10 protein-coding genes and 3 tRNA genes are annotated in these 14,622 nt (G+C 39.5%); 6 read left to right on the top strand and 7 right to left on the bottom strand.

Annotation, left to right across the window (positions count from 1 at the left end; translation table 11 throughout):
* The first annotated feature begins 98 nt into the window (after window positions 1-98).
* The 5 genes from htpG to BVU_RS16615 all read left to right on the top strand — a co-directional run bounded on the left by htpG (window position 99) and on the right by BVU_RS16615 (window position 4,942).
* Window positions 99-2,144 carry a molecular chaperone HtpG gene (gene htpG / locus BVU_RS16595; protein ID WP_012055628.1) on the top strand — a complete coding sequence of 682 codons (2,046 nt, stop codon included), beginning with the start codon at window positions 99-101 and terminating at the stop codon, window positions 2,142-2,144.
* A 129-nt stretch (window positions 2,145-2,273) separates the two neighbouring features.
* Window positions 2,274-4,583 carry a patatin-like phospholipase family protein gene (locus BVU_RS16600; RefSeq protein WP_012055629.1) on the top strand — a complete coding sequence of 770 codons (2,310 nt, stop codon included), beginning with the start codon at window positions 2,274-2,276 and terminating at the stop codon, window positions 4,581-4,583.
* A gap of 88 nt (window positions 4,584-4,671) precedes the next feature.
* Window positions 4,672-4,745: transfer RNA gene (locus BVU_RS16605), tRNA-Arg, on the top strand.
* 29 nt (window positions 4,746-4,774) lie between these two features.
* A tRNA-Arg gene (locus BVU_RS16610) sits at window positions 4,775-4,848 on the top strand.
* A 20-nt stretch (window positions 4,849-4,868) separates the two neighbouring features.
* Window positions 4,869-4,942, top strand: a tRNA-Arg gene (locus BVU_RS16615).
* 368 nt (window positions 4,943-5,310) lie between these two features.
* Here the strand turns inward: BVU_RS16615 and dapA are convergent.
* Together dapA and ligA are read right to left on the bottom strand one after the other, a co-directional pair.
* Window positions 5,311-6,204 (bottom strand): 4-hydroxy-tetrahydrodipicolinate synthase, encoded by an 894-nt coding sequence (gene dapA, locus BVU_RS16620; RefSeq protein ID WP_005842012.1) that lies wholly within the window; start codon window positions 6,202-6,204, stop codon window positions 5,311-5,313.
* Window positions 6,205-6,305: 101 nt separating this feature from the next.
* On the bottom strand, window positions 6,306-8,303 hold the full coding sequence (gene ligA, locus BVU_RS16625; RefSeq protein ID WP_005852506.1) for an NAD-dependent DNA ligase LigA: 1,998 nt from the start codon (window positions 8,301-8,303) through the stop codon (window positions 6,306-6,308).
* Between the two features lie 98 nt (window positions 8,304-8,401).
* Between ligA and trmD the strand changes: the two genes are divergently transcribed.
* Entirely contained in the window at window positions 8,402-9,076 is a 675-nt protein-coding gene (gene trmD / locus BVU_RS16630; RefSeq protein ID WP_005852508.1) for a tRNA (guanosine(37)-N1)-methyltransferase TrmD, read from the top strand.
* A gap of 365 nt (window positions 9,077-9,441) precedes the next feature.
* Here the strand turns inward: trmD and BVU_RS16635 are convergent, their stop codons facing one another.
* From BVU_RS16635 to BVU_RS16655, 5 genes are all read right to left on the bottom strand, one after another.
* A complete protein-coding gene (locus BVU_RS16635) occupies window positions 9,442-10,353 on the bottom strand; it encodes a dihydroorotate dehydrogenase (RefSeq protein ID WP_007843008.1) in 912 nt (303 codons plus the stop codon).
* On the bottom strand, window positions 10,341-11,120 hold the full coding sequence (locus tag BVU_RS16640) for a dihydroorotate dehydrogenase electron transfer subunit (RefSeq protein WP_008781542.1): 780 nt from the start codon (window positions 11,118-11,120) through the stop codon (window positions 10,341-10,343). Before BVU_RS16640 ends, BVU_RS16635 begins: the two co-directional genes overlap by 13 nt.
* Window positions 11,121-11,213: 93 nt before the next feature.
* Complete coding sequence (locus BVU_RS16645) at window positions 11,214-11,627, bottom strand: helix-turn-helix domain-containing protein (protein WP_005852511.1); 414 nt, start codon at window positions 11,625-11,627, stop codon at window positions 11,214-11,216.
* A gap of 1,161 nt (window positions 11,628-12,788) precedes the next feature.
* On the bottom strand, window positions 12,789-13,805 hold the full coding sequence (gene holA, locus BVU_RS16650; protein ID WP_005852515.1) for a DNA polymerase III subunit delta: 1,017 nt from the start codon (window positions 13,803-13,805) through the stop codon (window positions 12,789-12,791).
* An 11-nt stretch (window positions 13,806-13,816) separates the two neighbouring features.
* Window positions 13,817-14,593, bottom strand: coding sequence for an AMP nucleosidase (locus tag BVU_RS16655; RefSeq protein WP_005842027.1), 777 nt, complete (start codon window positions 14,591-14,593; stop codon window positions 13,817-13,819).
* Between the last annotated feature and the right edge of the window lie 29 nt (window positions 14,594-14,622).

A 14,622-nucleotide genomic window follows, 5' to 3' on the forward strand; every position in this document is an offset into this window, starting at 1 on the left:
GTCAGATATCACTGTATCTGGCATTTTTTTTGCCCATCATCCAACAAAAAGACGATTCAAACGTATATATAACATAATAACTTAAAACCATAAATAGTATGCAAAAAGGAAATATTGGGGTAACCACTGAGAACATTTTCCCCATCATTAAAAAGTTCTTATACAGTGATCATGAAATATTCCTCCGTGAATTAGTTTCTAATGCAGTAGATGCCACACAGAAGCTGAAAACCCTTGCATCTAAAGGTGAATTCAAAGGAGAGATGGGAGATCTTACCATTAAAGTAAGCTTAGGAAAAGATACCATCACCATTTCCGACCGGGGTATCGGACTTACAGCCGAAGAGATCGACAAATATATCAATCAGATAGCTTTTTCAGGTGCTAACGACTTCCTTGAAAAATATAAAGATGATGCCAATGCCATCATCGGACACTTTGGTCTGGGTTTCTATTCTGCCTTCATGGTAGCCAAAAAAGTGGAAATCATCACAAAATCCCACCAAGAAGGAGCACAAGCTGTGAAATGGACTTGCGACGGAAGCCCTGAGTTCACTATCGAAAACGTTGAAAAAGAAAGCCGCGGATCGGATATTATCCTTTATATAGATGATGACTGCAAGGAATTTCTGGAAGAAACACGTATTTCTTCATTGCTGACTAAATATTGCCGCTTCCTTCCTATCCCCATTGCATTCGGCAAAAAGAAAGAATGGAAAGATGGAAAGCAGGTTGAAACAAACGAAGACAACGTAATCAACGAAACCTATCCTTTATGGACACGCAAACCGGTAGAGCTGAAAGACGAAGATTATAAGAAATTCTATCGGGAGTTATATCCTATGGCAGACGAACCTCTGTTCTGGATCCACCTGAATGTGGATTATCCGTTCAATCTGACAGGTATTCTGTACTTCCCGAAAGTGAAGAGCAACATTGAATTACAAAAAAACAAAATCCAACTTTACTGCAACCAGGTCTATGTCACCGACTCGGTAGAAGGTATTGTTCCAGACTTCCTGACCCTGTTACACGGAGTGATTGACTCACCGGATATCCCGTTGAACGTATCCCGTTCTTACTTGCAGAGCGATTCCAACGTGAAGAAAATCTCCACTTATATTTCTAAGAAAGTATCAGACCGCCTGCAAGCCATTTTTAAGAATGACCGCAAAGAATTCGAGGAGAAATGGGATGATTTGAAGATTTTCATCAACTACGGCATGTTGACTCAAGAAGATTTCTACGAAAAGGCTAATAAATTTGCTCTGCTGAAAGACACAGATGACAAATATTACACTTACGAAGAATACCAAAGCTTGATCAAAGATAACCAAACAGATAAGGACGGCAACTTGATTTATCTGTATGCTACCCATGCAGACGAACAATACAGCTACATTGATGCGGCCAAAAACAAAGGCTACAACGTATTGTTAATGGATGGTCAGCTGGATGTAGCCATGGTAAGTATGCTCGAGCAGAAATTTGAAAAGAGCCGCTTCACCCGTGTGGACAGTGATGTAATTGACCACCTGATTGCTAAAGAAGAGCGCAAAGATGCCAGTTTGGAAGTTGGCCAACGCGATATTCTATCTTCCGTATTCCGCAGTCAGTTACCACAGATGAAGAAAGTGGAATTCAATGTGGAAACACAATCTTTAGGCGAGACAGGAACTCCTATCATGATTACCCAAAGTGAATATATGCGCCGTATGAAAGAAATGGCCAATATCCAGGCAGGTATGAGTTTCTATGGAGAAATGCCGGATATGTTTAACTTGGTTCTGAATGTCGACCACAAACTGGTGAAACAAGTTTTGAATGATGCGGACAACTCTTGCAAAGCTGCTCTTGAACCTATTGAAGCTGAAATGACCAGTCTGAATAAACGTCACGACGAACTTCACAAAGCACAGGAAGGTAAAAAAGCTGATGAAATACCTCAAGCAGAAAAAGATGAATTAAGTAATGTTGAGAAAAAGTTGGCCGATGAAAAGACCAAGAAAGAAGCTGTTTTAGGTGAATACGCAGGTGGTAACAAAGTAATCCGCCAATTGATTGACCTTGCTCTGTTACAAAACAACATGTTGAAAGGTGAAGCTTTGACAAACTTTGTAAAACGCAGTATCGAACTGATTTAACAAATCTATCACATTTTGCTATCAAAAGCGTCGGGAAGTTCATTTCCGGCGCTTTTTTATTCTAAAAAACGATTGGAAACGAAGATTTCTTTCTATATTTGGAGCGACACATACAAAGATTCGACATCCATGAAACATTATCTATATATACTTTTTCTTCTCTTTTTACTACTTCCTCCCATCCATGCACAGAAAGTGGGACTGGTACTGAGCGGAGGAGGTGCCAAAGGCCTAACCCATATCGGCATTATCCGCGCATTAGAAGAAAACGGTATCCCCATAGATTATATTGCAGGCACATCCATGGGAGCCATTGTCGGTTCACTTTATGCCATGGGCTATTCTCCCGATGAAATGGAGGCTTTACTCAAATCCGATGACTTCAAACGCTGGTATTCAGGTAATGTGGAAGAGAAATACATCTATTATTTCAAGAAAAATCCTCCAACACCCGAATTTATCAACATCCGTATCTCCTTAAAAGACTCGCTGAAGAATGTCAAACCTCAGTTTTTGCCTACCAGCATTGTAGATCCCATTCAGATGAATATTGTATTTCTGCAATTATTCGGTCAGGCAACAGCTGCAAGCAAGGCCAATTTTGACAGCCTGTATATTCCCTTCCGCTGTATAGCTTCGGATGTGTACAACAAAAGACCACTGATATTGAAAAAAGGAGATCTGGGAGATGCCGTACGTGCCTCCATGAGTTTTCCTGCCATGTTCAAGCCTATCGAAATAGACTCGATACTGGCATACGACGGTGGCATTTACAATAATTTTCCAGTGAATGTAATGCGTGATACCTTCCATCCAGATATCATTATAGGAAGTGCCGTATCCGCCAATCCGGGCAAACCCAAGGAAGGTGACATTATGGGGCAACTGGAAAATATGATTATGCAAAAGACAGATTACTCTTTACCCGATTCCCTCGGCATCCTCATGACTTTTAAATATGATGATGTCAATTTAATGGACTTCCAGCGCTTTGACGAGTTGCATGACATTGGTTATAAACGTGCCATAGAAATGATGGACTCCATAAAAAGCCGAATTCATCGAAGAATCACCCCCGAACAAGTGAAAGTTAAACGACTGGCCTATAAGAGCAATTTACCGGATTTCCGTTTCAAAAGAGTTAATATAACCGGTGCCAATGAACAGCAAAAGCAATATATACAAAAAGAGTTTCATGAAAACGACTCCGATGTTTTCACTATGGAGGATGTCAAACGAGCATATTTCCGTTTGTTGTCCGATAATATTATATCCGAAATCATTCCTCATGCCGTTTATAATGAGAAAGACCAAACCTACGACTTGAATCTTCAGGTCAAAATGGAGGCCAATCTCTCCGTTCGTGTCGGTGGAAACGTGTCTTCCAGTGGCTCCAATCAAGTCTATTTTGGTGCTTCTTATCAAAACTTGAACTATTATTCAAAAGAATTTAATTTTGACGGACAGTTAGGCCGGGTCTACAATAATGTACAACTTGCAGCACGAATCGATTTTCCAACCAAACTGCCTACATCTTATAAATTCATAGCCTCGATCTCTACCTTCGATTATTTCAAAGAAGCCAAATTCTTTTCCAACAAAGACAATCCGGCTTTCAACAAGAAAAGGGAAGAGTTTGTAAAATTGAAGGTGTCATTACCGTTTCTAAGCCGTAAAAAAGCTGAATTCGGTGTGGGTATAGCCCGTATGGAGGACAGGTACTTCCAAACCAATATCATCGACTTCAGCGAAACAAAACATGATGAAAGCACTTATTCTATCTTCGGAGGCTCTATCGTATTGGAAGGAAGTACCTTGAATGCCCGCCAATTTGCCACACAAGGAAGTCGTGAAAAAATGGCTGCACAAATTTTCACCGGCACAGAACATTTCAGATCCGGTATATCCAAAGTGACTAAAGGCACACCGGAGCCTTATAAAAAAGTACAATCCTGGCTTCAAGTTTCATATCAGAACGAAACATACCATAAGGTAAGCCCTAAGTTTACTTTGGGAGCGTATCTGGAGGCATATTACTCATCCCGAAATTTCTCCAACAATTATACGGCTACATTAATGCAGGCAGGAGAATTCACTCCGACAGCCCATAGCAAAGTAACCTATAATGAGGCTTTCCGTGCTAATCAATATGCCGGAGTCGGCACCATGCCCATCTACCAGTTAAGCGAGTCTTTTCAATTACGCGGAGAATTTTATGGATTTATACCCATCTTTCCTATCAAGAAAGATGAATATGGACAAGCATATTACGGGAAAGCTTTCACAAAATTCGAATATCTTGGAGAAATTTCATTAGTCTTTCAATTATCGTTCGGTTCTATCAGTGCCTATGTAAATCACTATAGCTCACCGTCTAACGATTGGAATGTAGGTTTAACACTAGGCTGGCAGCTGTTTAATTCCCGTTTCGTCGAATAATTTTTAGAAAAAAGTTTAGTAAAACGCTTGCATTTTCAAAAAAAGTCCGTATCTTTGCACCCGTTAAAACGAAAGAACAATAAACAATGGCCGCGTAGCTCAACTGAATAGAGTAGCTGACTACGGATCAGCCGGTTACAGGTTTGAATCCTGTCGCGGTCACTACCAAAAAGTTCGATTAGTTTTACAATGGCCGCGTAGCTCAACTGAATAGAGTAGCTGACTACGGATCAGCCGGTTACAGGTTTGAATCCTGTCGCGGTCACTACTAAAATATTAAACAACGGTCGCGTAGCTCAACTGAATAGAGTAGCTGACTACGGATCAGCCGGTTACAGGTTTGAATCCTGTCGCGATCACAAAAAAGACTATCTGAAAAGATAGTCTTTTTTGTATTTTCTTGAGTCAGTCCAGAATTAGGATGGCTCAGTTTGAAAACGGAGGCTCAATTTTCAAACTTGGGGGAATTAGTTAGTTAAAACAAGCACTTGTTTTTTTAAAGACAAGACGTTTCAAAGGTTACTAACATACAGACCGACAGGTTAGTAACGTGTCGGGTAACATGTTACTAATGTATCAGGTGAAAGATTAGTAATGTTATGCGTGAAAGATATAGAATCTTACAGGTATAACATATATATCAAAGAATGAACAGGTAGGCATAAAAAAAGACTGGTGTTTTTTATATGAGAAGCACCAGTCTTATCTAATTAAAAAGATTCCTTTATCAGCATTTTATTTTCAATTCATTCAAAATAGCACGCATCTTTTCAAATGTTGTGATACGAGTCGGTACAAGCGGCAAACGCAATTTGTTTTCAATCAGCCCCATTACATTCAACATAGCCTTCACCCCAGCAGGGTTACCATCTACGAACAACAGGCTGAATAATTCCGTAAACTTATGATGAATAGTCAATGCATTTGCAAAATCACCCTGTAATGCCAAACGGGTCATACGGCTGAATTCACGCGGAAATGCATTACCGATAACCGAAATAACCCCTACAGCACCCAAAGTAATCAAAGGAAATGTAATACCATCATCACCCGAAATCACATCAAAATTAGCCGGTTTATTCTTGATGATATCATCCATCTGAGTAATATTACCCGATGCCTCCTTGATAGCGATAATATTCTTGAAATCACGTGCCAAACGCAAGGTGGTCTCAGCAGTCATGTTCACACCAGTACGTCCCGGCACATTATAAAGAACCACAGGAAGATCCGTTGCTTCAGCAATCGCTTTATAGTGTTGGTAAATACCTTCCTGAGAAGGTTTGTTATAATAAGGTACAGCAACAAGCACGGCATCAACTCCTGTCATATCATCATTTTTCAGCGTTTCCACAACAGCACGGGTACAGTTACTGCTAACCCCCAGCAGAATAGGAATACGTCCATTCACTCTTTCGATTATCAAACGTTTTATCTTGTCTTTTTCTTCTTTAGTCAAAGTTGGGGTTTCAGCCGTGGTTCCCAACACGCATAAAAAGTCTGTTCCATTTTGAAGCTGGTAATCAACCAGACGAAGTAACGCATCATAATCAACGCTGTCATCTTCCTTGAAAGGAGTAATCAACGCTACTCCCATGCCTTTTAATCTTGTCTGTATCATAAATGAATTATAAATTCTTATTTAATAGCCTACAAAAGTACGAATATTTTCTATTTTAGCGATAAAAATCACACTATTTTTACTTTATACTCGCTAAAAAGTCACTCTATCATTTGCAGAAACTCCTCTTCGCTCACAATGGTCACACCCAGTTTCTGCGCTTTCTCCAGTTTACTGGGCCCCATATTGTCACCTGCCAGAATAAAGCTGGTCTTGGACGAAATACTTCCCACATTCTTACCGCCATGCTTTTCAATTAACTCCTTATATTCGTCACGCGAATGATGGGCGAAAACCCCACTGATCACGATAGATTTCCCTGCCAGTTTGTCAGTGTGTTCCGAAGTATCCTCCTCATCGGCTTCCAGTCTCACACCCGCCACACGAAGACGCTCTATAATGTCACGATTCTTCGGATTAGCAAAATACAACAAGATACTCTGCGCTATTTTTTCTCCGATTTCATCGACATGAATCAAATTATCCAAACTCGCGTCTGCCAAAGCATCCATCGACTTAAAGGATTTTGCCACCTTCTTCGCCACAGTTTCACCCACAAAACGGATGCCCAATGCAAAGAGTACCCTTTCGAACGGCACTTCTTTGGACTGCTCTATACCTTTTATTATATTCTCGGCAGATTTTTCTCCCATACGTTCTAGGTTGATGATATCCGATGTTTTTAAAGTATACAGATCGGCAACATCACGTATCAATCCTTCCTGGTAAAACTGATCTACCGTTTCCGGACCGAGACCATCAATATTCATAGCTCTACGGCTGATAAAATGTTCTATTTTTCCCTTGATCTGTGGGGGGCAAGCGGCATCATTGGTACAATAATAAGCAGCTTCACCTTCATAGCGTACCAATTTACTGCCACACTCGGGACAATGAGTAATAAACTTTACTTTGTCACCTATCATAATACGGGCGTCTTTGTCCACACCTACAATCTTTGGAATAATCTCACCGCCTTTTTCTACATATACCATATCACCAATATGCAAATCCAACCCTTCTATGATGTCGGCATTATGGAGCGAAGCACGCTTTACCACGGTTCCGGACAACTGTATAGGATCCAGATTGGCCACCGGAGTCACAGCACCTGTTCTCCCCACTTGATAGGTCACCTTGTTCAAGCGGGTAAGTGCCTGTTCGGCTTGAAACTTGTATGCAATGGCCCATCGGGGTGATTTTGCCGTAAAACCCAAATTACGCTGCTGTCGCAAAGAATTCACTTTCAATACTATTCCATCCGTAGCTACAGGCAGATTCTTACGCTCCACATCCCAGTATTTGATAAAATCAAAAACTTCCTGCAATGTTTTGCATTTGCGAGTGAGATCGGAAATTTTAAATCCCCATTTCTCAGCTTCTTTCAGATTTTCATAATGACCGTCGCACGGCAAATTATCTCCAAGTAAATAATAAAGGTAGGCATCCAGCTTGCGAGATGCCACAATAGCAGAATTCTGCAACTTCAATGTTCCCGAAGCCGCGTTGCGGGGATTGGCGAACAACGGTTCTTCGCGGGCTTCCCGTTCTTTGTTCAATTCCTCAAACACCACCCAAGGCATCAAAATCTCCCCACGAATTTCAAATGTTTCAGGATACCCCTTTCCATGCAGCACCAAAGGGATACTGCGGATGGTCTTTACATTGCCTGTCACATCATCTCCCTGCACACCATCGCCACGCGTCACGGCGCGCACCAGTTTTCCGTTCTCATAAGTCAGAGAGATGGAAGTTCCATCATACTTCATTTCACAACAAATTTCAAAATCCTCGTTCAGAGACTTCTTTACCCTGTCATAAAACTCGGTTACTTCCGTTTCCGAATAGGTGTTAGCCAATGAAAGCATAGGATATTTATGTACCACCTGCGTGAAATTTTTGTTTATATCACTTCCCACACGCATACTGGGCGAGTTCTCATCTCTATGTTCCGGATGTTTTTCTTCCAGATCCTGAAGTTCACGCATCAGCTTGTCAAACTCCTGGTCTGTAATCTCAGGCGCATTCAATACATAATAATTATAGTTATGTCGATGAAGCTCCTCGCGCAATTGGTCTATTCTTTCTATTTCTGTCATATATAAAAGGTAGTTTTCCCGCAAAAATAGCTATTTTTTGAATGAAAAACACCTTCCGACAAAGAGGAATTTGCTACTTTTGCAAAAAATAACCGAATATGAGAATAGACATCATTACCGTTTTACCCGAGATGCTGGAAGGCTTCTTTAACTGCTCTATCATGAGCCGTGCGCAGAAAAAAGGAATTGCAGAAATACATATACATAACCTGCGTGATTATGCATACGACCGTTATCGCAAAGTAGACGATTATCCCTTCGGTGGATTTGCCGGTATGGTGATGAAGATTGAACCGATAGACCGATGCATCTCAGCTTTGAAAGCAGAACGCGAGTATGACGAAATAATATTTACATCTCCAGATGGAGAGCAGTTTAACCAGCCGATGGCCAACTCACTTTCACTCGCAAAGAATTTAATTATTCTATGTGGCCATTTTAAGGGTATAGACTATAGAATACGTGAACATTTCATTACGAAAGAAATCAGTATCGGTGATTATGTTTTGACAGGTGGAGAGTTGGCTGCCGCCGTTATTGCCGATGCCGTAGTTCGTATTATTCCCGGGGTCATTTCTGACGAACAATCGGCATTGTCCGATTCTTTTCAAGACAATCTGTTAGCTGCTCCTGTATACACTCGTCCTGCAGAATACAAAGGATGGCAAGTTCCCGATGTGTTGTTATCCGGACACGAGGCAAAGATTAAAGAATGGGAACTTCAGCAGTCATTAGAAAGGACACAGCGGCTAAGACCCGATTTGTTGAAATAAAAAATATATATAAATAATAAAGAGGTAAAAGCCATGTTCGTCATAGGGCTTTTACCTCTTTTCTTTTGCTTATATCATATCCGAAAAGATGTTCTCTCCTTAAGTGTAATCTAAGTTCATCTTCCTTTCCCTTATATATTAATAAAGCTTTTTCAAGTGTTTTTCTACTCCGTTTTTTCAAAAACAAGCCATTTCATCGAAAAAAAATAATTGAAGTTATCATTTTATACCCATATAACAAGTTGCAACGGCAACCATTTTCATACTCATTCCATCTAGAGAAGGTTATAAAAAAAGCCCTGCAAGAGATGCTTCAATTTATTCATCTACACTCTCGCAGGGCTATAATTTAAAAGATAAAATTTTCAGACTTCCAAAGCACCTATTATATCTTTTACAGATGTATATCCATGACGTTCCAAATAGTCATTTATTCCTTCTGAAACTTTGACAGTAATAGCTGGATCTATGAAGTTGGCAGTACCTATCTGTATTGCGGTGGCACCTGCTAGCATAAACTCCACAGCATCCTTCCATCCCATGATACCCCCTAGTCCAATGACAGGAATATTTACTGCTTTAGCGACTTGCCATACCATACGCAATGCAATTGGTTTTACCGCTGCACCACTCATGCCGCCGGTAATAGTGGAAAGTACAGGCCTACGCTTTTCAGCATCGACAGCCATCCCCAGCAGGGTATTGATCAGAGATACACTGTCCGCACCGGAAGCCTCGGCCGCACGTGCTATTTCTGTGATGTCTGTCACATTGGGAGATAATTTTACGATCAGCGTCTTTTTATATACATTACGTACAGCTTTTACAACCTCGGAACATCCGCATGCGGAGACCCCGAAGGCCATACCACCCTGCTTTACATTAGGGCATGAAATATTCAATTCTATAGCGGGAATATGATCCAGATCATTGATGATCTCGGCAGTCTTCACATAATCCTCTACAGCAGATCCGGATACATTAACGATCATATTAGTATGAATATCCCTTATCTGCGGATAGATATGTTCAACAAAATAATCCACCCCTTTATTCTGTAACCCTACCGCATTAAGCATCCCCATAGGGGTTTCTGCCATGCGTGGGTAAGGATTACCCTCACGATGATGAAGGGTAGTCCCTTTTACAATGATACCACCAATCTTTTCGAGGTCTACAAAATCCTCAAACTCTTTTCCGTATCCAAAGGTACCCGATGCTGTCATAACCGGGTTACAAAGCTTTAAATCGCCGATATTTACGCTTAAATCTGCCATAATAGTTTCTTTATATTAAATACAGGACCCTCTTTACAAACACACAAATGCCCTTCGTCCGTGTTCTCCACACAGCATAAGCATGCACCGACACCACAAGCCATCCTATTTTCCAGTGAAACCTCACATTCTATTCCATGAGCTTTGGCGTATTTAGCTACCGAAACCATCATGGGTTTTGGACCACAGGTGTATATCATATCAAACCGGTCTGTATGCAAGACGCTATGCTGTGTCACATAACCTTTCTCGCCCATACTTCCATCTTCAGTCGTTGTATACACCTCACCTAATTTCTCAAAATTTTCCAACTGTAACAGGTCTTTGGATGAACGTGCGCCTAGCAGGAAAGCAGGCGTACATCCCATTTTTACCAACTCTGCACCAAGCATCAACATCGGGGCGGTACCCACACCACCGCCAACCAGTAACGGCTTTACCTTTGTCACGTTCCGAGGCATTGTAAATCCATTGCCGAGAGGCATCACCACATTAACAATATCTCCTTGTTTCACAGTGGCTAGTTTGCGAGTGCCATCGCCAACTAATTGCACCAGGAACCAAACTTCATTGGTTGTTTTATCCACATAATTAATAGAAATAGGACGGCGGAGAAAAGTAGTATTGGAACCGTCTATACGTATCTCAGCAAACTGGCCCGGCAGCATCTCGGGCAATGGGTTGGCATGAGTCAATTTTATCAGAACATAATTGGCATGCAATTTGATGTTCTGTGTAACCACAAGGTCTAAAATATATTTTTTCATGAAATAAAATTGGGTAAATTCGTTTTCTATGCAAAGATACACGAATTTACCCAAATCTTATTCTGCCAACCGGCATTTTAGTGGATTCCCACCCTAATTTTCAGGTTTGAACGTTTCATAAGTCCCATTATCAAAGAATATTCTTATTTCAGTGATTTTTTTGGCAGGTACTTCCACATACTTAATTTCCTCACGCACAATCTCTTTAGGAGAATAAAGCGGTGTTTTAACCTCATTTTCCTTGCGATATTCCGGAGAAGCCGGACGTTCGGGCGTAAATAATGAATTCTCGTCAAACAAAGAAGGCGTATAATGAATGTTATTGTCTGAATCAACATCCGTTTCCATTTGTCCTTCACCATAGAGTAACCAGTCTAAGCTGATATAGTCACACGCCTTGTGTATTTTCATGACGACTTCTAGGCTAGGATTGTTCCTGCCACTAAGAATATGGGAAAGAGAGGAAGGTGAAATTCCAATCTTCTCTGCAAATTGAGCTGCAGTCATATCTTCTTTCTGGATTATTTGAGCGATTCTTTCCTTCATTTACAAAAGTATAAGGCAAAATTTACAGATACAAAAGTAATTAATATAATTCATAAATGCAAATTTACAATATAAAAATGTATATATTACAAAAGTAAATAGACGGTGTATCGTTGGAAATAAATTAAGATTTACACACGTAAACCACTCCTAAAAACACCATAATTACCACTTTAACTATAAGTATATAAAATACTGATTATCTATAATATACTCACAGAAAAAAACAATATATTTACAAACAAACATGACTATATAAGCAAATAAAATGCATACAAGTTATCAATAGCTTTATCAATAAGATGTAAAACTTTGGTTTATAATATATTATTGTAATAAAATAAGGGATAAATAATTATTCATACACATTTATATATGTAATATTCACTCTTGACCACCATCCTGTTTATATTTGTAACATTCACATTACTAAATCTGTAAAACTTATAAAACCTTCTATATTAAGAGGGTTTACAGGTGTAATGTTACAAAATTAAATTATAATTATTTCCAACAGTAAATTTCATCTGTTTTATGATCCAACTTGATCCTATGAATATTTTGTTTTCCTATTTTACAAGTCAATGTATTTTTCATGGTAAAACCCATCCAAGTTTTAACCCATCTTCGCTTTATGGAATCCATGGATAGTGAGAATCATGGAAGGCACGATAAGAGAACAAAGTATAGATTCAAAATTTTAAAATAGCGTATGGAACTTACAAAAATAAATGGTAGCTATTTGCTCACTTCATCTGCATTCTTTCACATCCCCATTCTTCTATTCATTTTACTCCGAAAAGGCAAAATACTACCATATTCATGTACTAACGGACATTCTCTTTAAAATACACGATTCTAAGAAGGCGAAAAATGCTCTATCAATCTAGGAATAAGCGAGTTAATACTATTTTTCTCATCATCCATCTCTCATCATCTAGAAAAATAGAGAACAAAAGCATAACTTATAGCATTAAATGAGATAATAACAGAAGCATGAATGTAAAATATTATTCTCAATTGAGCCATCAACAGAATTTCTGCTGAGAGAAAGGATAAAAGAATCCCGACACTTAAAAAATAAAAGCATCGGGACATCGGAATCTTACTTGACCCTGTTAATTAATGAAGAATTTTATATACAAGTTCGCGCAGCAAATCTCCATCTCCCAAAGATGGATTACCCACTCCTTTTGATTTTGCATCACAGTAACGAATCTCACCAATAATTTGCATTACCTTTACTCCGCTATATTTCCTCATAGCAACCATATAGTCTTTAGACTGCCATGATGATTTAAGCCCCAGCTGATTGGCTATACCCTGCTCTGACTTATCAGGAGCATAATATGCAAGCATTAAATTAGAGAAGAAATTAAATAACACAGACAAGGTCATCTGCAAAGGATTTGTTTTGGGATTCTCCTCAAAATATTTTATTATCTGATTAGCCTTGAAAACATCCTTTGCCACCAAAGCATTCCTAAGCTCAAAATTATTATAATCCTTGCTTATGCCAATGTTACGTTCTATCTGTTCTGGAGTAATCCGCTTTTGTCCTCTTGGAAGTGTGATAATTAATTTTTCCAACTCTCCAGCCATACGGCTTAAATCTGCTCCAACAAATTCCGCCATCATTTCTGAAGCCTTAGGTTCTATTTCTACTGATCTACGTTTCAAGTAAGAAGATATAAACCCAGGAAGCTGGGCATCCTTAATCTTTTTCGATTCGAAAAGGACACCTACTTTCTCTATTTCAGCTGCCAATTTTTTTCTTCTATCCAATGTACCATGTTTATGGCATAACACCAGAATTGTAGAATCCAAAGGTTTTTGGAGATAATAAACAAGCTCTTCAATATTCTTTATATTTTGAGCCTCTTTTACTATTACAACTTGATATTTGGACATCATGGGATAACGCTTGGCTGCATTGATAACAGTCGCGATATCTGTATCAGCCCCATAAACAATAGTCTGATTGAATTCTTTTTCATTTTCATTTAACACCGTTTGTGCTATATACTCAGATATCCGGTCTATATAATAAGACTCTTCACCCATTAGATAATAAACAGGCTTATAGATACGGTTTTTCAGCTCACGGGCTATCTCTTCGTATGTTGTTTCTTTTGCCATACACAGTAAAATTACCAGTCAAATTTTAAGTGCTTGACCGTTTTCTTTTCCTCAATAATCATCTGTAATGAAGCAATACCAATCTCCACATGTTCCTCTACATATTGCTGCGTTACAATACTGTCGCTTTTCTCCGTCTTCACCCCTTCAGGAATCATCGGCTGGTCGGATACCAAAAGTAATGCTCCAGTAGGAATATGATTGTAAAAACCAGTAGTAAACAGCGTAGCCGTTTCCATATCCACACACATGGCACGCGTTTTAAGGAGATACTTTTTAAACTCTTCATCATGCTCCCATATACGGCGGTTGGTAGTATATACCGTTCCAGTCCAATAATCGCGGGCATGGTCGCGAATAGCCGACGAAACGGCACGCTGCAACATAAATGCAGGTAACGCAGGTACCTCAGGCGGATAATAATCATTGGATGTTCCTTCTCCACGAATGGCTGCAATGGGTAGAATCAGATCTCCCAACTTATTTTTCCTATCTATGCCCCCACATTTGCCTAAAAACAAACATGCTTTAGGCTGGATGGCCCCTAGCAAATCCATAATGATGGCAGCATTAGGACTTCCCATGCCAAAATTAATAATAGTGATTCCTTCCGCATGTGCCGAAGTCATATTGGCATCACGTCCTAATACCGGCACATTGAATTTGTCGGCAAAAAGTTCCACATATTTATTGAAATTGGTCAGAAGGATGTATTCTCCGAAATCATTCAAGCTTCTTTTTGTGTAGCGGGGAAGCCAGTTTGCTACAATTTCCTCTTTTGTTTTCATAATCTTTTGTATTTTTGTATCGGTTATTA

This window comes from Phocaeicola vulgatus ATCC 8482, assembly GCF_000012825.1.
Lineage (GTDB): Bacteria > Bacteroidota > Bacteroidia > Bacteroidales > Bacteroidaceae > Phocaeicola > Phocaeicola vulgatus.

What these genes read in the sequence shown, in the direction of transcription:
- BVU_RS16655 (WP_005842027.1), bottom strand. Translation starts at nt 14,593, where the DNA reads ATGAAAACAAAAGAGGAAATTGTAGCAAACTGGCTTCCCCGCTACACA.
- BVU_RS16635 (WP_007843008.1), bottom strand. Translation starts at nt 10,353, where the DNA reads ATGGCAGATTTAAGCGTAAATATCGGCGATTTAAAGCTTTGTAACCCG.
- dapA (WP_005842012.1), bottom strand. Translation starts at nt 6,204, where the DNA reads ATGATACAGACAAGATTAAAAGGCATGGGAGTAGCGTTGATTACTCCT.
- holA (WP_005852515.1), bottom strand. Translation starts at nt 13,805, where the DNA reads ATGGCAAAAGAAACAACATACGAAGAGATAGCCCGTGAGCTGAAAAAC.
- ligA (WP_005852506.1), bottom strand. Translation starts at nt 8,303, where the DNA reads ATGACAGAAATAGAAAGAATAGACCAATTGCGCGAGGAGCTTCATCGA.
- htpG (WP_012055628.1), top strand. Translation starts at nt 99, where the DNA reads ATGCAAAAAGGAAATATTGGGGTAACCACTGAGAACATTTTCCCCATC.
- trmD (WP_005852508.1), top strand. Translation starts at nt 8,402, where the DNA reads ATGAGAATAGACATCATTACCGTTTTACCCGAGATGCTGGAAGGCTTC.
- BVU_RS16600 (WP_012055629.1), top strand. Translation starts at nt 2,274, where the DNA reads ATGAAACATTATCTATATATACTTTTTCTTCTCTTTTTACTACTTCCT.
- BVU_RS16645 (WP_005852511.1), bottom strand. Translation starts at nt 11,627, where the DNA reads ATGACTGCAGCTCAATTTGCAGAGAAGATTGGAATTTCACCTTCCTCT.
- BVU_RS16640 (WP_008781542.1), bottom strand. Translation starts at nt 11,120, where the DNA reads ATGAAAAAATATATTTTAGACCTTGTGGTTACACAGAACATCAAATTG.